Below are 20698 nucleotides of genomic sequence, written 5' to 3'. Positions count from 1 at the left end.
GACCACACGATGCGCCATGGCCCGATCGTAGCGAAGGATGTCGTTCCGGCCACTGGAGCGGTCGCGGCCCCGGCCGCGACCGCTCCAGTGGCCGGAACGACATCCTTCGCTACGATCGGGCCATGGCGCATCGTGTGGTCGTCCTGGCCCTGGCCGGACTGCTCCCCTTCGAACTGGGCATCCCGCACCGGATCTTCGACCGGGCCAGGGACGCCGAGGGCCGCAAGCTGTACGAGATCCTCACCTGCGGGCTCGCCGCCGGGCCGGTCCCCACCGAGGCGGACTTCGCCGTCCACGTCGAGCACGGGCCCGAGGCCCTGGCCTCCGCCGACACGGTCGTGGTGCCCGCCTCGTACGAGCTGGGGCCGGTCTACGAGGAGGGCCGGCTGACGGACGAGCTGGCCGCGGCCCTGGCCCACGTCCGCCCCGGCACCCGGCTCGTCTCGATCTGCACCGGCGGCTACGTCCTGGCCGCCGCCGGCTTCCTCGACGGCCGCCGCGCCACCACGCACTGGGCCTCGGCCGAGCACTTCCAGCGGCTGTTCCCGGCGGTGCGGGTGGACCCGGACGTCCTCTACACCGACGACGGCGACGTCCTGACCTCGGCCGGGGTCGCGGCCGGCATCGACCTGTGCCTGCACATCGTGCGCCGCGACCACGGGGCGACCGTGGCCAACGAGGTGGCCCGACGGACCGTCGTACCGCCGCACCGGGACGGTGGCCAGGCCCAGTTCATCGAGCGTCCGGTGCCGCAGCCGGAGCGGGCGAGCACCTCGGCGGCCCGGGCCTGGGCGCTGGACCGGCTGCACGAGCCGCTGCGACTGAGCGACATGGCCCGGCAGGAGGCCATGTCGGTACGGACCTTCACCCGGCGGTTCCGCGAGGAAGCCGGGGTCAGCCCCGGCCGGTGGATCCTGCTCCAGCGGGTGGAGCGGGCCCGGCGGCTGCTGGAGTCGACGGACCTGCCGATGGAACGGGTCGCCCGGGAGGCCGGGTTCGGCACGGCGCAGTCGCTGCGCAAGCACCTGCTCGCCGCGCTGGGGGTGGGCCCGACCGCGTACCGGCGGACGTTCCGGGCGTCCGCCGGGGCCGGGCCGCGGGGCGGGGAGCCGGAGCCCGCCATCACCTGATGGCCCATCAGGCAGGGTGTGCCGCGCGCCTTGACTTCTCGCAGCCCGGGCCGGTCAATGGCCCCCTGTCGGGGCGGAGCCGAGGAGGGCGGGCGGTGCCGGGAAGCGCAGGAGCCCGCGGTCACGCGTGGACCGCGGCCACGGCCGCGGCCCTCCTGGCCACCACCTGGGCCACACCCGCCACGAGCGCCCCAGCCCCCACGGCTCCGCCGGCTGTCGCGTCCGCCGCGCCGGGTGCGTCCGGGGCGGGGGCGCCCGCTCCGGCCGGGCCGGAAGGGGCGGCGTTGTCCATGACGCAGGCCGGGGCGGCCGTCACGCTCGGGGCCGTGGCCAATGGGCAGGGTGGGGTGGCGGCGGGGCGGATCGGGACGGTGGTCGTGCTCGACACGCGCGGGGCGCCGCGCGGGTGGACGCTGCGCGGCGCCGTCACCACGTTCACCGGGGCGGGCGGCCGGTCCGTCCAGGGCGCGTACCTCACCTGGACCCCCACCTGCGCCCCCGCCCGCGGCAGCCTCGGCCGGTGCAGCCCCGGCCCGGCGGGGACCGTCGGCGCGGAGGGCGCCGTACTGGCCTCGGCGGACGGCGGCGGCCGGTTCACGGTGGACGCGACCGTGCAGCTCCACCTGCCGCCGTACACCCGGACCGGCGGTTACACGGCCGTCCTCACCCTCACCCTGACCGACGGCGGGGCCTGAACCCGGGCGGCGGCGGCCCGGCGGACGGCGGCCTGGTCGGCGGCGCGGGCGGCATCGGGGAGAATGGCCCGTATGAGCGATCGTTCCCCCGAGCCCACCGCCCCGCACCGTGCGGGCTTCGCCTGCTTCGTCGGCCGCCCCAACGCGGGCAAGTCGACCCTGACCAACGCACTGGTGGGCACCAAGGTCGCGATCACCTCCAACCGGCCGCAGACCACCCGCCACACCGTCCGCGGCATCGTGCACCGCCCGGACGCCCAGCTGGTCCTGGTCGACACCCCCGGGCTGCACAAGCCGCGCACCCTCCTGGGCGAGCGGCTCAACGACGTCGTCCGCACCACCTGGGCCGAGGTCGACGTCATCGGCTTCTGCCTGCCCGCCGACCAGAAGATCGGCCCCGGCGACAAGTTCATCGCCAAGGAACTCGCGGCGATCAAGAAGACCCCCAAGATCGCCATCGTGACCAAGACCGACCTGGTCGAGTCCAAGGCGCTGGCCGAGCAGCTCCTGGCCGTCCAGCAGCTCGGCCAGGAGCTCGGCATCGAGTGGGCCGAGATCATCCCGGTCTCGGCGGTGGGCGACAAGCAGGTCAAGCTGGTCGCCGACCTGCTCGTCCCGCTGCTGCCGGAGAGCCCGCCGCTGTACCCGGAGGGCGACCTCACGGACGAGCCGGAGATGGTCATGGTGGCCGAGCTGATCCGCGAGGCCGCCCTCGAAGGCGTCCGCGACGAGCTGCCGCACTCCATCGCGGTCGTGGTCGAGGAGATGCTGCCGCGCGAGAACCGGCCCGCCGACAAGCCGCTGCTGGACATCCACGCGAACGTCTACATCGAGCGGCCCAGCCAGAAGGGCATCATCATCGGCCCGAAGGGCTCGCGCCTGAAGGAGGTGGGCATGAAGTCGCGCAAGCACATCGAGGCCCTCCTCGGCACCCCGGTCTTCCTGGACCTCCACGTGAAGGTGGCCAAGGACTGGCAGCGCGACCCCAAGCAGCTGCGCAAGCTCGGCTTCTGAGCCGGCCCGGGCCTACGCCCGGCGGCGGACCTTGAGCGTGTTGTCGTAGCCCGGTCCGGGCCGGTCGGCCTCGTGACCGACCCGCGGGTGCTCGGCGCAGACCAGCACCTCCCAGTCCCCCTCGGCCAGCTCCAGGTCCGCCAGGACCTCCTGCGGGGTGGGGAAGTGGAGCTCGGGGTGCGGGTCCTCGGTGCCGGGCGCCGCTGCGCCGTGCCCGGCGACCAGCAGCACGCCGCCCGGGGCGACCGCCGCGGCGGCGGTGCGCAGGATGCGCTCGCGGGGCATCGCGCCCGGGCTGTGCAGGAAGCAGGCCGAGACCAGGTCGTACTTCCCGGCCGGGAAGGACTCCCCGAGGTCGTGCCGCTCGAAGAGGATCCGGTCGGCCAGCCCGGCCTCGGCCGCGTGCTCGGCGGCCCGCGCCAGGGCCACCGTCGAGATGTCCGTCCCGGTCACCCGCCAGCCCCGGCGGGCCAGCCAGACGGCGTCGGCGCCCTCGCCGCAGCCGAGGTCGAGGGCCCGCCCGGCGGGCAGCCCCTCGACCTCGCGGACCAGGACCGAGTTCGGGTTGCCGCTCCAGATCCGGTCACTCCGGCCGTAGCGCGCGTCCCAGAATTCCGCTTCCGATCCGTACTCCTCCGGACGCCGGTCCTGGTGCCGGTCGTGGTGCTGGTGCCGGTGCTGGTGCCGCTGCTCGGCCATGCCGTTCGCCTCTTCCGCTTCGTTCGCCCGCTCGGGGTTGCCGTCCCCGATGCTGGGCCGGGCGGGCCCGCAGGGCCAAGCACACTTGCGGCTTCCGCAAAAAGCTACGCCCCCGCGGCCGCCGGCTCGGCGATCAGCGCGGTCGCCACCCGCCGGAAGCCCGCCCGGCCGTAGATCCGGGCCACGTCCTCGTCGCCCGCCGACAGGAACACCGTCCGCGTCCCGCGCGCCAGCGCGTCGGCGGTCAGGGCCGCCGTGACCCCGAGGGCCAGCCCCTGCCGGCGCGCGGCCGGCAGGGTGCCCACGCCGACCACCTCGGCCACCTCGCCCACCGGGTTGTACTGCCCGGCGCAGAGCACCACCCCGTCCCGTACGGCCGCCGCCACGGCGGTCCGCCCGGACGCGAGCATCGCCGCGACATGGGCCCGGCGGGACTCCGTCGAGGGGTCGGCCAGCGAGGTCGCCAGCTCCGCCGGGCCGGCCTCGCCCAGCGCCGTGCCCGGGGCGCGGAAGGCCAGCACGGGCACCGTCACGGCGGCCGCCAGCAGGGGGTCCTGCGGGCCCACGAGCCGGACCTCCGGATGCGCCGCCACCGGCTCGTCCGAGGGCTCCCAGACCATCAGCGGGTGTGCATGAACATGCAGACCGGCCGCTTCCACGGCGGCCCGGAGCGCAGGGGTGGTTTCGGCCACCCATTCGAAGGACTCGGGCACCTTCAGTTCCCGCTGTCGCTCCAGCACCCGCCGTACGTCGTCCACCCCGACCCGGGCCCCGGCGCCGCCGAGGGTGGGCCGGGCGTAGTAGGGCCAGCCCTGGCCCTCCTGGACGAACAGGGTCAGCGGGCCGAAGTCCTCGGCCCGCGCCCCGCCGACCCGCGGCACGGTGTCGTAGTAGCGTTCCAGCTCGTCGAGAATCGTCACCGCGCCATGGAAGCAAAGAAGCCCTGCTCAGGCACCTTCTTTCAGGACCCGCGAGATCAGCTGCCGCTGGGCCTCCGTCAGGTGCGGGTCCTGGCAGGTCACCGTGCGCCCGTCGACCGTGATCCGGTACGCGAACCCGTCCCGGACCCGGTCGCCGCCGTGCGGCGCCGGGCCCGGCCGCAGGGCGAGCAGGGCCAGCGCCTCCCATTCCTCCTCGTCGGGCAGGCCCGACGTGTCCACCTCGGCCCGGCGTTCGATGCCCGCGAAGCCGCCCGTCCGCACCACGTGAATCCGCATGGCACCTGTCTACTGCATCGGGTGGCCGCCGCACCGGGATCCGGGCATCAGGTGGTGGGCACGCCGACCGTCGACCACGCCTTCAGCAGGGCCCGGTGCTCGTCCCCGCCGTCGCCGTAGCGGGCCACGGCCGCGCCCACGGTGAGCCGGGCGAACTCGGCGAAGGTGGCCTTGGTGCGCAGCTCGCCGCCGGTCAGGGTGTCGTACCAGATCTGCCCCGCCCGCTCCCAGGCCTTGCCGCCGAGCTCGGTGGCCAGGAGGTAGAAGGCGTGGTTGGGGATGCCGGAGTTGATGTGGACCCCGCCGTTGTCCCGGGAGGTGTTGACGTAGCCGTCCATGGTGGCCGGCTGCGGGTCCTTGCCCAGTTCGTCGTCGTCGTACGCGGTGCCGGGCGCCTTCATGGAGCGCAGGGCGACCCCGGTGACGTTCGGGGCCAGGAGTCCGGCGCCGATCAGCCAGTCGGCCTGGTCGGCGGTCTGGTCCAGCGTGTACTGCTTGATCAGGGAGCCGAAGACGTCCGACATGGACTCGTTGAGCGCGCCGGCCTGCTTGTAGTACTCCAGGTTGGCCGTGTACTGCGTGACGCCGTGGGCCAGTTCGTGGCCGATGATGTCGACGGAGACGGTGAAGTCCAGGAAGATGTCGCCGTCCCCGTCGCCGAAGACCATCTGGCGGCCGTCCCAGAAGGCGTTGTTGTAGTCCTCGCCGTAGTGGACGGTGGCGTCCAGCGCCAGGCCGGCGTCGTCGATGGAGTGGCGCCCGAAGGCCTTCAGGAAGAGCTCGAAGGTGGCACCGAGGCCCGCGTAGGCCCGGTTGACGGTGGCGTCCTTGTGGACGGGGTCCCCTTCGCCGCGCACCTTGGTCCCGGGCAGCCGGGTGCGGTGCTGGGCGTCGTAGACCGTCCGTTCCGGCTGGTCGGAGGGGGGTGCGGACAGGGCCGTCGGGGCGAGGCCGCGGACGGTGGTGATCCGGCGCCGGGTGCGCTGGAGGGCGTCGTGCTCCAGGGTGGCCTGGGCGACGTCGGCCCGGCGGGAGTCCTCGGAGCGGGCGATCCGGTCCAGCATGTGCGGCGGGACGATGGTGCAGAAGACGGGATGGCGGTTTCCACGGGTGGCGTCCATGAAGCGCAAATGTGGCAGTGGGTCATCGTGGTGTCACTAGCTGCGAGCATGATTCATTCGACTGTCTGAAAGGGGAGGGGTCCGCCTTGACGCTTCGCCCGGACCTGGGGATTCCGGGAGAGACCTAGCCCACATATGGTGCAAATCGGACAGGTGGGTCTTGCATACTGAAACAGTCCCGCGCATCACCGCGCGGCTCGGCTAGGGTCGTTCCCATCATGCGTTTCGGGCTGCTTCTCCTTAGCTGCCGCGGCGAGGGCCTGTAGTCGTAGGCCGACCCCCTCCCCGCGGAGTCTGGTGTTGCGGATTTTCGACCTGTCGGCCGCTGAAGCGAACTATGCGCGGACAACGCGAGGAGCCCTACGCCATGAGCCAGACCATCGGTCGCCCCACCCCGATCACCAACGCGACCCACACCCAGAAGCCGTCCGGGATGGCGATCCACAAGTACGGCGTCTACGAGCAGGTCGACCTGCCCGACCGCACCTGGCCGGACCGGCGCATCACCAAGGCCCCCCGCTGGCTGTCGACCGACCTGCGCGACGGCAACCAGGCCCTGATCGACCCCATGAGCCCCGCCCGCAAGCGCGAGATGTTCGACCTGCTGGTGCGCATGGGCTACAAGGAGATCGAGGTCGGCTTCCCGTCCTCCGGTGAGACCGACTTCGCCTTCGTACGCTCCATCATCGAAGAGGGCGCGATCCCGGACGACGTCACCATCTCCGTGCTGACCCAGGCCCGCGAGGACCTGATCGAGCGCACCGTGGAGTCGCTGCGCGGCGCCGCGCGCGCCACCGTCCACATGTACAACGCGACCGCCCCGACCTTCCGCCGGGTCGTCTTCCGCGGCTCCAAGGACGACATCAAGCAGATCGCCGTCGACGGCACCCGCCTGGTCATGGACTACGCCGACAAGATCCTGGGCGACGGAACCGTCTTCGGCTACCAGTACAGCCCCGAGATCTTCACCGACACCGAGCTGGACTTCGCCCTGGAGGTCTGCGAGGCGGTCTGTGACGTCTGGCAGCCCGAGGCCGGCCGCGAGATCATCCTCAACCTGCCCGCGACCGTGGAGCGTTCGACGCCGTCCACGCACGCCGACCGGTTCGAGTGGATGTCGCGGAACCTGACCCGCCGCGAGTTCATCTGTCTGTCCGCGCACCCGCACAACGACCGCGGCACCGCCGTCGCCGCCGCCGAGCTGGCGGTCATGGCCGGCGCCGACCGCATCGAGGGCTGCCTGTTCGGCCAGGGCGAGCGCACCGGCAACGTCGACCTGGTCACCCTGGGCATGAACCTGTTCTCCCAGGGCGTGGACCCGCAGATCGACTTCTCGCAGATCGACGAGATCCGCCGCACCAGCGAGTACTGCAACCAGATGGAGGTCCACCCGCGCCACCCCTACGCGGGCGACCTGGTCTACACCGCCTTCTCCGGCTCCCACCAGGACGCCATCAAGAAGGGCTTCGACGCGATGGAGGCCGACGCGGCCGCCGCCGGCAAGAGCGTGGACGACATCGAGTGGGCGGTCCCGTACCTGCCGATCGACCCGAAGGACGTCGGCCGCTCCTACGAGGCCGTCATCCGGGTCAACTCCCAGTCCGGCAAGGGCGGCATCGCGTACGTCCTGAAGAACGACCACAAGCTGGACCTGCCGCGCCGGATGCAGATCGAGTTCTCCCGGATCATCCAGGCCAAGACCGACGCCGTCGGCGGCGAGGTCACGCCGAAGGACATCTGGAGCATCTTCCAGGACGAGTACCTGCCCAACCCCGAGAACCCGTGGGGCCGCATCCAGCTGCGGTCGGGCTCGACGGCGACCGACAAGGACGGCACCGACACGCTGACCGTCGAGGCGGTCGTGGACGGCGCCGAGACGGTGCTGAGCGGCACCGGCAACGGCCCGATCTCCGCGTTCTTCGACGCGCTGGCCGGCATCGGCGTGGACGCCCGCCTGCTGGACTACCAGGAGCACACCATGAGCGAGGGCGCGTCCGCGCAGGCCGCCTCGTACATCGAGTGCGCCATCGACGGCCGGGTGCTGTGGGGCATCGGCATCGACGCCAACACCACCCGCGCCTCCCTGAAGGCCGTCATCTCGGCCGTCAACCGCGCCGGCCGCTGACACCCGCCCCGGAACGGCGGCCCGGCCCCCCAGAGGGCCGGGGCCGCCGCTCACCGGGCCAGGTAGCCCCCGTCCACCGGCAGGACCACCCCGGTGACGAAGGAGGCGGCGTCGGAGGCCAGGAAGGCGATCACCCGGGCCACCTCCTCGGGTTCACCGAGCCGGCCCATCGGGTGGGCGGCGCGGACCTCGGCGAGGTACTCCGGGCCGCCCGGTTCGTCGTCGAGCGCCCGGACCCGCTCGGTGCGGATGGTCCCGGGAGCCACGGCGTTCACCCGGATCCCGTGCGCCGCCCACTCCACCGCCAGGTGCTTGGTCAGCCCCGAGGCGACGAACTTCGCCGGGCCGTACGCCGCCTGCCGGGCCTGGCCGGCGACGCCCGAGATGGACGACACGCACACCACCGCCCCGCCCGCGGGCTCCTGCGCGGTCATGGCCTCGATGGCGTACTTGCAGGTCAGGAACATGCCACGGCCGTCCACCGCCATCACGTGGTCCCACATCCGGGGGGTGGTCTCGCGTACATCCGAAAGAGGGAGCACCCCCGCGTTCGCCACGGCGACGTCGAGTCGCCCGTACGTGTCGACGGCCGCGGCCACCATGGCCCGGTTGGCCTCGGGATCGGCGACGTCACCCGTGACACAGGTGATCTCCAGGCCCTCCGCGGCCAGTTCCGTACGTAGTTCCTGGAGGCGGGGGCCGTCGATGTCGGCCGCGGTGACCCGGGCGCCTTCACGGGCCAGGAGGGCGGTGGTGGCGCGGCCGATCCCGCTCGCGGCGCCGGTGACCAGACAGGACGTGGTGTGCACGGCGCAGAGCGTAGGGGGAGCGCGGGTGCCACCGGGGGCGCACTTCGGCCAAGTGCGCGCGCCGGGACACGTTGTCTTGTCAGACGACTGACGCATCCTCATCGATGTGGCTAACATCACGCCAACAACCCGGCGACATTGCCGGGAAGTTACGGAGGCGGAGGTCGACGTGCTGCCAGCTCGGGGTGGGACCAGCCGGAAGATCGTGGTCTGGGGCATCCGTACCACCTGGAACACCGTCGGGGACGGCGAGTTCTTCTGCCCCGCCTGCGGCGGCGACCGCAACTACCGCCGCCGTACCGGCCGTCGCCGGTTCACCCTGCTCGGGGTGCCGCTGATGCCGCGCGGGCAGGTCGGGCCGGTCGTCGAGTGCGCCGGCTGCCGCGACCGCTTCGACACCGACGTGCTGGACCACCCGACCACCACCCGCTTCTCGGCGATGCTGCGCGACGCCGTCCACACCGTCGCCCTGGCCGTCCTCGCCGCCGGCGGCACGTCCTCGCGCACGGCGCTGGAGGCCGCCGTGGGCGCCGTACGGAGTGCGGGGTTCCAGGACTGCTCGGAGGAGCAGCTCCAGGCCCTGGTCGAGGCGCTCAGCCTGGAGGAGGGGCGGCTGCCCGGCCTCTACGACGGCCCGGAGTGCTGCGGGGCCGCCCTGTCGATCGAGCTCCACGAGGCCCTCGAACCGCTGGCCCCGCACCTGGCCCCCGCCGGGCGGGAGTCGCTGCTGCTCCAGGGGGCCCGGATCGCCCTCGCCGACGGCCCGTACACCCCGGCCGAGCGTGAGGTTCTGGCCACGGTCGGCGCCGCGCTGCACCTGGACGCGGACGAGATCGCCCGCCTGCTGGCGGCCGTCCGCAGCTCCTCGTAGCTCCGGGCGCGGCCGCCCGCGCCGCGCCCGCGACCTCGTCCTCCGCGGTGGAAGCCGCTCCGGTGCCTGCCGGGGCGGCTTTCGCTTATCCCACCGCGGACTTCTCTGCCACTGGAGGAACCCACAGAATCGGCCGACGCCAGTCTCAACACTTTGTAGAAGTCGACGATATCTGTGAGGGCGCCCACAGGCGTTCAATTTCGGTCACACGACGAGACGCCGGCTGTAACACAGCGGGGCTTCGATCCACGTGAACGCACTGAAACCCCGGCGGAACCACGCACCACGAACCGCGCCCGGCCGGGGATAACCAGGTCTCCTCTCACTTACCTACCTCCCTGAAGGGCAAGGCAGAGATGGCACGTGTCGCCGCCCGGCTCTCCACCGACGGAGAGCAGAGCACCCATCCGGTCGACGAGGTGCTCCCCCTCCCCAAGCTGGCGCTCTACGGCTTCCAGCACGTCCTCGCGTTCTACGCCGGCGCGGTGATCGTCCCGATCATCGTCGGCAACGCGCTGAAGCTCAGCCCCGAGCAGTTGGTCTACCTGATCAACGCGGACCTCTTCACCTGCGGCATCGCCTCGATCATCCAGGCCTTCGGCGTCGGCCGGATCGGCGCACGGCTGCCGCTGATCCAGGGCGTCACCTTCACCGCCGTGTCCCCGATGATCGCCATCGGCCTCGGCGCCGGCGGCGGCACCGCCGCCCTGCTGGCCATCTACGGCGCCGTGATCACCGCGGGCCTCGCCACGTTCGCCTTCGCCTGGCTGCCCGCACGGGCCTTCCGGGCCGTCATGCGGCTGTTCCCGCCGGTGGTGACCGGCACGGTGATCACCGTGCTCGGTGTGGTCCTGATCCCGGTCGGCCTCAACGACGCGGCCGGCGGCCTCGGTTCGCCCGACTTCGGCGACCCGGTGAACTTCGCCTACGCCGGCGGCACGATGCTGTTCATCCTCGTCCTGATGCGGCTGGGCCGGCCCTTCCTCTCCAGCATCGCCATCCTGCTCGGCCTGGTCGGCGGCACCACCGTCGCCTTCCTGCTCGGCGACGCCCACTTCGGCGACGTGGGCAAGGCCGACTGGATCGGCGTCACCACCCCGTTCCACTTCGGCGCCCCGAAGTTCGAGTGGTTCCCGATCCTGCTGATGCTCATCGTCATGCTGATCACCATGGTCGAGACGACCGGTGACACGTACGCCGTCGGGGACATCGTCGGCAAGGAGGTCGACAGCGAGACCGTGGCCCGCGCCCTGCGCGCCGACGGCGCCGCGACCGCCCTCGGCGGGGTCCTCAACTCCTTCCCGTACGTGGCCTTCGCCGAGAACGTCGGCCTGGTGCGGATGACCAAGGTCAAGAGCCGGTTCGTGGTCGTCGCCGCCGGTGTGTTCATGATCGTGCTCGGACTGCTGCCGAAGGCCGCCGCGATCGTCGCGGCCGTCCCGCACGGGGTCCTGGGCGGTGCCGCCACCGTCATGTTCGGCATGGTCGCCCTGGCCGGTATCCAGACGCTCGCCAAGGTCGACCTCAAGGAGGAGAAGAACGCGCTGGTCGTGGGGGTCTCCCTGGCCTTCGCCCTGCTGCCGGCGACCGTCCCGGTGCTCTTCAAGGAGCACATGGGCACCGATCTGTCCTCGCTGCTCAACAGCGGTGTCACCCTCGGCGCCACGGCCGCGATCGTGCTCAATCTGATCTTCAACGGCCCGGCCCGCGACGACGCCCACGGCCCGGCGGCCGTCCTGCCGGCGCCCACCGCCGCGGACGCGGCCGAGGACGCGCGGAAGGAGGACGCCGGGGCCGAGGCGGCCGAGCCCGAGGACACGGCAGCCGCCGCTCCCGCCTCCTGAGAGACCTCCCAGGGGCACCCCGGCCGGACGATCCCCCCGGCCGGGGTCGCCGCACGTCCCGGTACGGGAGAATGGCCGCATGAGTCTGTTCCGCGACGACGGCATCGTGCTGCGCACCCAGAAGCTGGGTGAGGCGGACCGCATCATCACCCTGCTCACCCGCGGACACGGACGGGTGAGGGCCGTGGCCCGCGGTGTACGGCGGACCAAGTCCAAGTTCGGCGCCCGGCTGGAACCTTTCTCCCATGTCGACGTCCAGTTCTTCGCGCGCGGCAGCGATCTGGTCGGCCGTTCCCTCCCGCTGTGCACGCAGACCGAGACCATCGCCCCGTACGGCAACACCATCGTCACCGACTACGCCCGCTACACCGCCGGCACCGCGATGCTGGAGACCGCCGAGCGGTTCACCGACCAGGAGGGCGAGCCCGCCGTCCAGCAGTACCTGCTGCTGGTCGGCGCCCTGCGCACCCTCGCCCGGGCCGAGCACGAGCCGAACCTCGTCCTCGACGCCTTCCTGCTGCGCTCGCTCGCGGTCAACGGCTACGCCCCCAGCTTCCGGGACTGCGCCAAGTGCGGCATCCACGGCCCCAACCGGCATTTCTCGGTCGCCGCGGGCGGGGTCATATGCGGCGACTGCCGGGTGCCCGGCAGCGTCGTACCATCACTGGAGGCCATCGGGCTGCTCAGCGCCCTGCTGACGGGGGACTGGGCGACCGCCGACGCGGCGGAGCCACGGCACGTGCGCGAGGGGAGCGGACTCGTCTCCGCCTATCTGCACTGGCATCTGGAGCGCGGCCTGCGCTCCTTGCGTTACGTAGAGAAGTGACCGAGATCGGAGACCTGAGCGCCATGGCAGTACGCGGATTCCTGGGACGCTCCCGCCGCGAGTACAAGCTTCCCGAGCCGCATCCGTCCGGTGCCCGGCCGCCGAAGATCCCCGGTGAGCTGGTGCCCGAGCACGTCGCCATCGTGATGGACGGCAACGGCCGCTGGGCCAAGGAGCGCGGGCTGCCCCGTACCGAGGGCCACAAGGTGGGCGCCGAACGGGTCCTGGACGTCCTCCAGGGCTCGATCGAGATGGGCGTCAAGAACATCTCCCTGTACGCCTTCTCCACCGAGAACTGGAAGCGCTCGCCCGACGAGGTGCGCTTCCTGATGAACTTCAACCGCGACTTCATCCGCAAGACCCGCGACCAGCTCGACGAGCTCGGCATCCGGGTGCGCTGGGTGGGCCGCATGCCCAAGCTGTGGAAGTCGGTGGCCAAGGAGCTCCAGATCGCGCAGGAGCAGACCAAGGGCAACGACAAGCTGACGCTGTACTTCTGCATGAACTACGGCGGCCGCGCCGAGATCGCCGATGCCGCCCAGGCCCTCGCCGAGGACGTGCGGGCCGGCCGGCTGGACCCGTCGAAGGTCAACGAGAAGACCCTCGCGAAGTACCTGTACTACCCGGACATGCCGGACGTGGACCTGTTCCTGCGCCCGAGCGGTGAGCAGCGCACCTCGAACTACCTGATCTGGCAGAGCGCGTACGCCGAGCTGGTCTTCCAGGACGTGCTGTGGCCGGACTTCGACCGGCGCGACCTGTGGCGGGCCTGCCTGGAGTACGCCCAGCGCGACCGCCGGTTCGGCGGGGCGCTGCCCAACGAGATCCCGGGCCAGTCCGCGGGCTCCTGACCGCGCACCGACGGCAGAAGGCCGGCGCCCCCGAGGGGGCGCCGGCCTTGGTCGTGTCGGGGGCCGCCGGGCCGGGCCCGGCGGGATCAGCCGGCGGCGGCGCAGTCGGCGCAGGTGCCGAAGATCTCCACGGTGTGGGCGACGTTCACGAAGCCGTGCTCCGCGGCGATCGCGTCCGCCCACTTCTCCACGGCCGGCCCCTCCACCTCGACGGCCTTGCCGCACTTGCGGCAGACCAGGTGGTGGTGGTGCTCGCCGGAGGAGCAGCGGCGGTAGACGGACTCGCCGTCGCTGGTGCGCAGCACGTCCACCTCGCCGGCGTCGGCGAGGGACTGGAGGGTGCGGTAGACGGTGGTCAGGCCCACGGAGTCACCGCGGTGCTTGAGCATGTCGTGCAGCTCCTGGGCGCTGCGGAACTCGTCCACCTCGTCCAGGGCGGCCGCCACGGCGGCACGCTGCCGGGTGGACCGTCCTCGTACTGGCGCGGTATTCGTCTCGCCAGGCGCAGTCGCCACCGTCTCCTCCTCCTGTCGGGTCCCGAGCCGGGCCTCGGGCCCATTGTGCCAGGCCGCTACACCTTCACATCGTCGCGCGTGCAGACCTCCTCGGCGGCCAGCGCCGCGCGTGCGCGCCTTCTGGCCACCGGGGTGGACAGGGCGGTCGTCGCGAGGAAGACCGCGATGGCGATCAGCACGATCGTGGCGCCCGAGGGCACGTCGATGTAGTAGGTGGCGGCGGTGCCGCCGAGCGAGACGGTCAGGCTGATGGCGATGGCCACGCCGAGGGTGGTGGCGAAGCCGCGGGTCAGACGCTGGGCGGCCGCGACCGGGATCACCATCATGGCGCTGACCAGCAGCAGGCCGACGATGCGCATGGCGACGGTGACGGTCACGGCGGCGGTGACGGCGATCAGCAGGTTCAGCGCGCGCACCGGCAGACCGGTGACCTTGGCGAATTCCTCGTCCTGGCAGACGGCGAAGAGCTGGCGGCGCAGGCCGAGGGTGACGGCGACGACGAAGACGGTGAGGATCAGCATCGCGGTGACGTCCTCGGGGGCGACCGTCGTGATCGAGCCGAACATCGCGCTGATCAGATTGGTCGTGGACCCGCCGGGCGCCAGGTTGATGATCATCACGCCGCCGGCCAGGCCGCCGTAGAAGAGCATCGCGAGCGCGACGTCGCCGCTGGTCCGGCCGCGGGAGCGGATGAGCTCCATGCCGACGGCGCCGACGACGGCGACCAGGGTGGCCATCCACACCGGGCTGGTGTGGAGCAGGAAGCCGAGGGCGACGCCGGTCATGGCGACGTGGCCGAGGCCGTCGCCCATGACGGCCTGGCGGCGCTGGACGAGGTACGTGCCGATGGCGGGCGCGGTCAGGCCGACGAGTCCCGCGGCGAGCAGGGCCCGCTGCATGAAGGCGTAGTTCAGGAGGTCCATCAGCTCAGCAGTCCCGTCCGGAGGGGCTCGGCGTCGTGCGCCGCGTGGGGGTGTACGTGGTCGTGGCCGGGCAGGGCGTGCTGGCCCACGGCCTCCGGGGGCGGGCCGTCGTGCACCACGCAGCCGTCGCGCAGCACCACGGCGCGGCTGATCAGGGGCTCCAGCGGGCCGAGCTCGTGCAGGACGAGCAGGACGGTGGTGCCGGCCGCGACCTGCTCGCGCAGGGCGCTCGCCAGCACCTCCTGGTTGGCGAGGTCCACGCCCGCCATCGGCTCGTCCATGATCAGGAGCTCGGGTTCGACGGCCAGCGCGCGGGCGATCAGGACCCGCTGGTGCTGGCCGCCGGAGAGGGCGTTCACGGAGGCGTCCGCGTGGGCGTCCATGTCGACGAGGGCCAGCGCGCGGTCGACGGCGGCCCGGTCGGCCTTGCGGAGCAGGCCGAAGCGGGACCGGGCGAGCCGGCCGGCGGAGACGACCTCGCGGACGGTGGCGGGGACGCCGCTGGCCGCGGTGGTCCGCTGGGGCACGTACCCGATGCGCGACCAGGCACGGAAGCGCTTGAACTCGGTGCCGAAGAGGGACAGCTCGCCGCTGCTCAGCGGGACCTGGCCGACCACCGACCGGACGGCGGTGGACTTGCCGGAGCCGTTGGCGCCGAGCAGCGCGACGACCTCGCCGGCGGTCACGGTGAGGTCGATCCCGCGCAGCACGGGGCGCGAGCCGAGCGAGGCCGTGGCCCCGCGCAGGGATATGACGGGCTGGTCCGTGGCCGCTGCGGGCTTGGACTGCATGGCGCGCGCCTCCGTTGCTGCTACAGCCATTAGTGGGTACCGAGGGCCTTCTGGAGGTTCTTGAGGTTGGAGCGCATGACCTCGAAGTAGTCAGCGCCCTGGGACGTGTCGGTGATTCCCTCGAGCGGGTCGAGGACGTCGGTCTTCAGGCCCGTGTCGGCCGCGAGGGTCTTGGCGGTCTTGTCGCTGGCCAGGGTCTCGAAGAACACGGTGGTGACATTGTCCTTCTTCGCGACGGCCTGGAGCTCCTTCATCCGGGCCGGGCTCGGCTCGGACTCGGGGTCGACGCCGGAGATGCCCTCCTGGTCCAGGCCGTACCGCTCGGCGAGGTAGCCGAAGGCGGCGTGGGTGGTGATGAAGGTCTTGCCGGCGGTGTTCTTCAGGCCGTCCTTGAACTCGGTGTCCAGCGCGGTCAGCTTGGCCAGGAGTTCGTCGGTGTTCTTCTTGTAGTCGGCCGCGTGGCCGGGGTCGGCCTTCTCCAGGGCCGCGCCGACGCCCTTGGCGATCTCGGCGTACTTGACCGGGTCCAGCCAGACGTGGGGGTCCTGGCCGGCCTCGCCGTGGCGGTGGTCGTGGCCCTCCTCGGCGTGGCCGTGGTCGTGGCCGTCGTCGTGGCTCTCCAGGGACGTGAGGGTCGCGGCGTCGACGACGTTCTTCACGCCGGACTGGGCGACGGCCTTGTCGACGGCGGGCTGGAGGGTCTTGAGGTAGAGGACCACGTCGGACTCGCCGAGCGCGGCGGTCTGCTTCGGGGAGATCTCCAGGTCGTGCGGCTCCACGCCCGGTTTGGTCAGGGTGGCGACCTTCACGTGGTCCCGGCCGATCTGCTCGGCGAGGAACTGCAGGGGGTAGAACGACGCCGTCACGGAGAGCTTGCCGTCCGCCCCGGTGCCGGCCGCGCCCGCTCCGGAGCAGCCGGTGAGGGCGGTGGCACCGAGGGCTGCGGCGGCGGTCAGGGCGGCGGTGGGTATGAGGCGTCGTGCGTTCATGACATCCATTTTCATCAAACATGGAAACGGTTGTCAAAAACCCTGGTGGAGGGCCCCGCGAGAGGTGCGGGAAGGGGTCCCGATTTGAAAGGGGAGGGGCGTGCGCCGGTAACCTGAAGCATTCGCGTTCGTCCTCGTAATGAAGAGAGCATCGTGGCCGCCGACAAGATCGACACCATCGTCAGCCTCAGCAAGCGCCGTGGCTTCGTCTACCCGTGCAGCGAGATCTACGGCGGACAGCGTGCCGCCTGGGACTACGGGCCGCTGGGTGTCGAGCTCAAGGAGAACATCAAGCGCCAGTGGTGGAAGGCGATGGTCACCTCCCGTGAGGACGTCGTCGGTCTCGACTCCTCCGTGATCCTCGCCCCCGAGGTCTGGGTCGCCTCCGGCCACGTGGCCACGTTCTCGGACCCGCTGACCGAGTGCACCTCCTGCCACAAGCGCCACCGTGCCGACCACCTGGAGGAGGCCTACGAGGCCAAGCACGGCCGCCTCCCCGCCAACGGCCTGGCCGACATCAACTGCCCGAACTGCGGCACCAAGGGCCAGTTCACCGAGCCCAAGCAGTTCTCCGGCATGCTGGAGACCCACCTCGGCCCGACCCAGGACACCGGCTCCAAGGCGTACCTGCGCCCCGAGACCGCCCAGGGCATCTTCACCAACTTCGCCCATGTCCAGCAGACCTCGCGCAAGAAGCCGCCGTTCGGCATCGCGCAGATGGGCAAGTCCTTCCGGAACGAGATCACGCCGGGCAACTTCATCTTCCGCACCCGCGAGTTCGAGCAGATGGAGATGGAGTTCTTCGTCAAGCCGGGCGAGGACGAGCAGTGGCACGAGTACTGGATGGAGCAGCGCTGGAACTGGTACCGCGACCTCGGCATCCGTGAGGAGAACATCCGCTGGTACGAGCACCCGAAGGAGAAGCTGTCCCACTACTCGAAGCGCACCGCCGACATCGAGTACCGCTTCAACTTCGGCGGCTCCGAGTTCTCCGAGCTGGAGGGCGTGGCCAACCGGACCGACTTCGACCTGAAGGCCCACTCCGAGGCCTCCGGCCAGGACCTGTCGTTCTTCGACCAGGAGGCCGGCGAGCGCTACGTGCCGTACGTCATCGAGCCCGCGGCCGGTGTCAACCGCGCCATGCTCGCCTTCATGCTCGACGCCTACGTCGAGGACGAGGCCCCGAACGCCAAGGGCGTCATGGAGAAGCGCACCGTGATGCGCCTCGACCCGCGCCTGGCCCCGGTCAAGGTCGCCGTCCTGCCGCTGTCCCGCAACGAGAAGCTGTCGCCGAAGGCCAAGGGCCTCGCCGCCGACCTGCGCAAGTTCTGGAACATCGAGTTCGACGACGCCGGCGCCATCGGCCGCCGCTACCGCCGCCAGGACGAGATCGGCACGCCGTTCTGCGTCACCGTCGACTTCGACACCCTGGACGACAACGCGGTGACCGTGCGCGAGCGCGACACCATGAAGCAGGAGCGCGTCTCCCTGGACCAGATCCAGGCCTACCTGGGCGCCCGCCTGCTGGGCTGCTAGGTCCGGCCCGCCGTACGGCGAAAGACCGGTGGCCCGGTGCGCGTGATGCGCACCGGGCCACCGGTCTTTGTCTCCGGTCCCGCTAGGCGGTGGCGCCGCTGCGCTGCTGCTCGGCGGCGGCCGCCGCGGCGGCCGCGGCGCGGGCCTCGCCCTTGGCCCGGGAGCGCTTGGAGTACAGGACGGTCCACAGCGCCAGGGCGCCCAGGACGCCGTAGATCATGAACGGGCTGAGCGTGACCATGGTCCTGGTGTCCAGGACGTACGCGAGGCCGATCCGGACCCCGGCCTCCAGCACGTAGGCGACGCCCCAGACGGTGGTCATCACGTACAGGGTCCGGCGGAAGCCCTCGTACTGCCACATGCCGTTCCACCAGGCGGTGCTCTCCGGCGTGCCGTCGGTGGCGAACTTGCGGCCGAAGTAGAACATCAGCGGACGCGGGGCCAGCAGCGTGACCAGGCACAGCAGCCCGAACAGGCCGGTCACCCCGGAGTCCTTGATCAGCAGGGCCCGCGGCGAGTGCGCGCCCACCAGCGAGACCACGGCCGTGATCACCAGGAACACCAGGGTGATCGCGGCGAATTCGTCGAGCTTGCGGCGCCAGGCCACCATGATGGCGCTGTCGAGGACCGGCCAGGCGCTGCTGGCGAGCAGTGCGGCGAACTCGCTCCAGCCGTGGTTCTCGGTGAGCTCGTTGTACGTGAGGATCGGCGCCACGACATTGAGGCCGATGGTCAGGATCCAGCCGATGGCGGCGGCACCGCCGGAGCGCTGCGGCGGCGACGGGCGCGTGAGCGCGGACACCTGAGTGGTCATGCTTCCCCCTGGGACGTGCCTGGTGAGTGCGGTTCGTGGGGGAACCTAGGGCAGCGCGGAGCCGCCCACCAGGACTTCCCGACTCAAATGATCACCAAGATGTCCGGAACGGCCACGTCCAGTTGCTGGCCGCGGTCTCAGGGGCGCAGCCCGCGGACCACCAGCGCCGTGACCGCCGCGAACTCCGCGGCGATGGTGGGGGATTGCCACTCCGGCGCGTACTGCGGGTCGTGGAACCGACCGGTGGCGTCGAACACCGCGCGGGCGGCGGCCGGGACGTCCGCGGCGGCGAGGCTTCCCTCGGCCACGCCCTCGTCGATGATCCGGCCGAGCTGGGCGACCAGCTCCGCCAGATGCGTCTCGACCACGCCGCTGTTCTCGGCCAGCAGCACGGTGTAGGTGGCGAACAGTTCGGGATCGTCCCCCGCCTTGTGCCGTTTGGCCTCGAACAGGGCCTCCAGCCAGGCCTCCAGCCGGTCCGGGGCGGACCGGTCGTGGGCCGCGGTGATCTCCTTCAGCCGGACCTCGGTCCGCGCCAGCCAGCGCTCGGTGACCGCCTCGCGCAGCGCGGCCTTGGAGGGGAAGTGCCGGTAGACGCTGCCGTGGCTGACCCCCAGGGCCCGGGCCACGTCCACCACGGTGGCCTTGGTCGGTCCGTAGCGGCGCAGCACGTCCTCGGTGGTCGCGAGGATGCGCTCGGGGGTCAGGGGCTCGGCAGCAGCGGGTGGCATGTCTACGACCGTACCGCCAGCTCAGTGCTCACTGTCCAGGTGGGCCATCTGCGCCCGCGGGTAGCGCTCGCCCGCCGCCGCACCCGCGGGCACGGCGTCCTCGATCGCCGACAGGTCGGCCGCGTCCAGGGTGACCTCCAGGGCGCCGAGGGCCTCGGCCAGCCGGTCCCGGCGGCGGGCGCCGACCAGCGGCACGATGTCCTCGCCGCGGGAGAGCACCCAGGCGATCGCGATCTGCGCGACCGAGACGCCCTTGTCCTCGGCCACCTTGCGCAGGGCGTCGACCAGGTCGAGGTTCCGGCCGAGGTTCTCGCCCTGGAAGCGCGGGCTCATCCCGCGGAAGTCGCCGGGGGCCAGCAGCCGGTCACGGGAGAAGTGGCCACTGATCAGGCCGCGGGAGAGCACCCCGTAGGCGGTGATGCCGATGCCGAGCTCCCGGGCGGTGGGCAGGATCTCCTGCTCGATGCCGCGCGAGATCAGCGAGTACTCGATCTGGAGGTCGGCGATCGGGGCGACCGCGGCGGCCCGGCGCAGGGTCGCCGCGCCGACCTCGGAGAGGCCGATGTGGCGCACGTGGCCGGCCTGGACGGCCTCGGCGATGGCGCCGACGGTCTCCTCGATCGGCACGTCCGGGTCCACCCGGGCGATCCGGTAGATGTCGATGTGGTCCCGGCCCAGGCGCTGGAGCGAGTACGCCAGGAAGTTCTTGACGGCCTCGGGGCGGCCGTCGTAGCCGGTGAAGCCGCCCTCGACCGTGCGCAGCGCACCGAACTTCACGCTGGTCAGCGCCCGCTCCCGGGCCTCGGCCGGGGCCGTGCGCAGGGCCTCGTTGATGAGCAGTTCGTTGTGCCCCATGCCGTAGAAGTCGCCCGTGTCCAGCAGGGTGACGCCGGCGTCGAGGGCCGCGTGGATGGTGGCGAGCGACTCGGAGCGGTCCGCCTCGCCGTAGAGGGCGGACATACCCATGCAGCCGAGGCCGAGGGGGAAGACGGCCGGGCCGGTGCTGCCGAGGGTGCGGGGGGAGTGGTGGGGGCGGTGCGGGGTGGATGCGTGCGTCGTCATGCAGACGAGGATGGCATGACGAGTGACAGATTTCAATATCTGTCACTCGTCATGCGTCACTCGCGCGGCGCGGGCAACGAAAAAGCGCCGCGGCACTCAGTGCCGCGGCGCGGGAGAGGGGGCGGGGCTCAGACG

The 20698-nt window shown here is 71.7% G+C and carries 21 protein-coding genes; 9 read left to right on the top strand and 12 right to left on the bottom strand.

Annotation, left to right across the window (positions count from 1 at the left end):
* Positions 1–122: 122 nt before the first annotated feature.
* The 3 genes from EF918_RS17830 to era all read left to right on the top strand — a co-directional run bounded on the left by EF918_RS17830 (position 123) and on the right by era (position 2839).
* The gene (locus EF918_RS17830; RefSeq protein ID WP_125646948.1) at positions 123–1130 is read left to right on the top strand and encodes a GlxA family transcriptional regulator; all 1008 of its coding nucleotides are present in this window, start codon (positions 123–125) and stop codon (positions 1128–1130) included.
* A 290-nt stretch (positions 1131–1420) separates the two neighbouring features.
* Positions 1421–1825, top strand: coding sequence for a hypothetical protein (locus EF918_RS17825; protein ID WP_185921796.1), 405 nt, complete (start codon positions 1421–1423; stop codon positions 1823–1825).
* A 72-nt stretch (positions 1826–1897) separates the two neighbouring features.
* The gene (gene era / locus EF918_RS17820) at positions 1898–2839 is read left to right on the top strand and encodes a GTPase Era (RefSeq protein WP_125646942.1); all 942 of its coding nucleotides are present in this window, start codon (positions 1898–1900) and stop codon (positions 2837–2839) included.
* 12 nt (positions 2840–2851) lie between these two features.
* Here the strand turns inward: era and EF918_RS17815 are convergent, their stop codons facing one another.
* The 4 genes from EF918_RS17815 to EF918_RS17800 form a co-directional block, all read right to left on the bottom strand.
* Positions 2852–3538, bottom strand: coding sequence for a bifunctional 2-polyprenyl-6-hydroxyphenol methylase/3-demethylubiquinol 3-O-methyltransferase UbiG (locus EF918_RS17815; protein ID WP_125646939.1), 687 nt, complete (start codon positions 3536–3538; stop codon positions 2852–2854).
* A 104-nt stretch (positions 3539–3642) separates the two neighbouring features.
* Complete coding sequence (locus EF918_RS17810) at positions 3643–4458, bottom strand: GNAT family N-acetyltransferase (protein ID WP_125646936.1); 816 nt, start codon at positions 4456–4458, stop codon at positions 3643–3645.
* 27 nt (positions 4459–4485) lie between these two features.
* Positions 4486–4755, bottom strand: a complete 270-nt coding sequence (locus EF918_RS17805) for a protealysin inhibitor emfourin (protein ID WP_125646933.1) — start codon at positions 4753–4755, stop codon at positions 4486–4488.
* Positions 4756–4802: 47 nt separating this feature from the next.
* Positions 4803–5876, bottom strand: a complete 1074-nt coding sequence (locus tag EF918_RS17800; protein WP_125646930.1) for a M4 family metallopeptidase — start codon at positions 5874–5876, stop codon at positions 4803–4805.
* A gap of 367 nt (positions 5877–6243) precedes the next feature.
* Here EF918_RS17800 and leuA point away from each other — a divergent pair, with 367 nt between their 5' ends.
* A complete protein-coding gene (leuA, locus tag EF918_RS17795) occupies positions 6244–8001 on the top strand; it encodes a 2-isopropylmalate synthase (RefSeq protein ID WP_125646927.1) in 1758 nt (585 codons plus the stop codon).
* A 50-nt stretch (positions 8002–8051) separates the two neighbouring features.
* Here leuA and EF918_RS17790 read toward each other — a convergent pair whose 3' ends face one another.
* Positions 8052–8810 (bottom strand): SDR family NAD(P)-dependent oxidoreductase, encoded by a 759-nt coding sequence (locus EF918_RS17790; RefSeq protein WP_260610318.1) that lies wholly within the window; start codon positions 8808–8810, stop codon positions 8052–8054.
* 169 nt (positions 8811–8979) lie between these two features.
* Here EF918_RS17790 and EF918_RS17785 point away from each other — a divergent pair, with 169 nt between their 5' ends.
* From EF918_RS17785 to EF918_RS17770, 4 genes are all read left to right on the top strand, one after another.
* Positions 8980–9681 carry a TerB family tellurite resistance protein gene (locus EF918_RS17785; RefSeq protein WP_125646921.1) on the top strand — a complete coding sequence of 234 codons (702 nt, stop codon included), beginning with the start codon at positions 8980–8982 and terminating at the stop codon, positions 9679–9681.
* A gap of 356 nt (positions 9682–10037) precedes the next feature.
* Entirely contained in the window at positions 10038–11525 is a 1488-nt protein-coding gene (locus tag EF918_RS17780; RefSeq protein WP_260610317.1) for a nucleobase:cation symporter-2 family protein, read from the top strand.
* A 79-nt stretch (positions 11526–11604) separates the two neighbouring features.
* A complete protein-coding gene (recO, locus tag EF918_RS17775) occupies positions 11605–12351 on the top strand; it encodes a DNA repair protein RecO (RefSeq protein WP_125646918.1) in 747 nt (248 codons plus the stop codon).
* A 23-nt stretch (positions 12352–12374) separates the two neighbouring features.
* Positions 12375–13202, top strand: coding sequence for an isoprenyl transferase (locus EF918_RS17770; RefSeq protein ID WP_125646951.1), 828 nt, complete (start codon positions 12375–12377; stop codon positions 13200–13202).
* An 86-nt stretch (positions 13203–13288) separates the two neighbouring features.
* Here the strand turns inward: EF918_RS17770 and EF918_RS17765 are convergent, their stop codons facing one another.
* From EF918_RS17765 to EF918_RS17750, 4 genes are read right to left on the bottom strand one after another with little or no spacing between them, the layout of a single operon-like run.
* The gene (locus EF918_RS17765; protein WP_125646914.1) at positions 13289–13717 is read right to left on the bottom strand and encodes a Fur family transcriptional regulator; all 429 of its coding nucleotides are present in this window, start codon (positions 13715–13717) and stop codon (positions 13289–13291) included.
* A gap of 56 nt (positions 13718–13773) precedes the next feature.
* A complete protein-coding gene (locus tag EF918_RS17760) occupies positions 13774–14640 on the bottom strand; it encodes a metal ABC transporter permease (RefSeq protein WP_125646911.1) in 867 nt (288 codons plus the stop codon).
* Positions 14640–15431 carry a metal ABC transporter ATP-binding protein gene (locus EF918_RS17755; RefSeq protein WP_125646908.1) on the bottom strand — a complete coding sequence of 264 codons (792 nt, stop codon included), beginning with the start codon at positions 15429–15431 and terminating at the stop codon, positions 14640–14642. Before EF918_RS17755 ends, EF918_RS17760 begins: the two co-directional genes overlap by 1 nt.
* Positions 15432–15460: 29 nt before the next feature.
* Positions 15461–16420 carry a metal ABC transporter substrate-binding protein gene (locus EF918_RS17750; protein ID WP_125646904.1) on the bottom strand — a complete coding sequence of 320 codons (960 nt, stop codon included), beginning with the start codon at positions 16418–16420 and terminating at the stop codon, positions 15461–15463.
* Positions 16421–16573: 153 nt separating this feature from the next.
* Between EF918_RS17750 and EF918_RS17745 the strand changes: the two genes are divergently transcribed.
* On the top strand, positions 16574–17956 hold the full coding sequence (locus EF918_RS17745) for a glycine--tRNA ligase (protein ID WP_125646901.1): 1383 nt from the start codon (positions 16574–16576) through the stop codon (positions 17954–17956).
* 82 nt (positions 17957–18038) lie between these two features.
* Here the strand turns inward: EF918_RS17745 and EF918_RS17740 are convergent, their stop codons facing one another.
* The 3 genes from EF918_RS17740 to EF918_RS17730 form a co-directional block, all read right to left on the bottom strand.
* Positions 18039–18770, bottom strand: a complete 732-nt coding sequence (locus tag EF918_RS17740) for a VC0807 family protein (RefSeq protein ID WP_125646898.1) — start codon at positions 18768–18770, stop codon at positions 18039–18041.
* Between the two features lie 137 nt (positions 18771–18907).
* A complete protein-coding gene (locus EF918_RS17735) occupies positions 18908–19501 on the bottom strand; it encodes a TetR/AcrR family transcriptional regulator (protein WP_125646895.1) in 594 nt (197 codons plus the stop codon).
* Between the two features lie 21 nt (positions 19502–19522).
* Positions 19523–20563 (bottom strand): aldo/keto reductase, encoded by a 1041-nt coding sequence (locus tag EF918_RS17730; RefSeq protein ID WP_125646892.1) that lies wholly within the window; start codon positions 20561–20563, stop codon positions 19523–19525.
* Positions 20564–20698 lie beyond the last annotated feature (135 nt).

Origin of the sequence: Streptomyces sp. WAC06614 (assembly GCF_003949795.1) — a bacterium.
Classification (GTDB): domain Bacteria; phylum Actinomycetota; class Actinomycetes; order Streptomycetales; family Streptomycetaceae; genus Streptomyces.
Note: the sequence above shows the minus strand (reverse complement) of the source record. Positions and strands in the feature narration are given on the sequence as shown.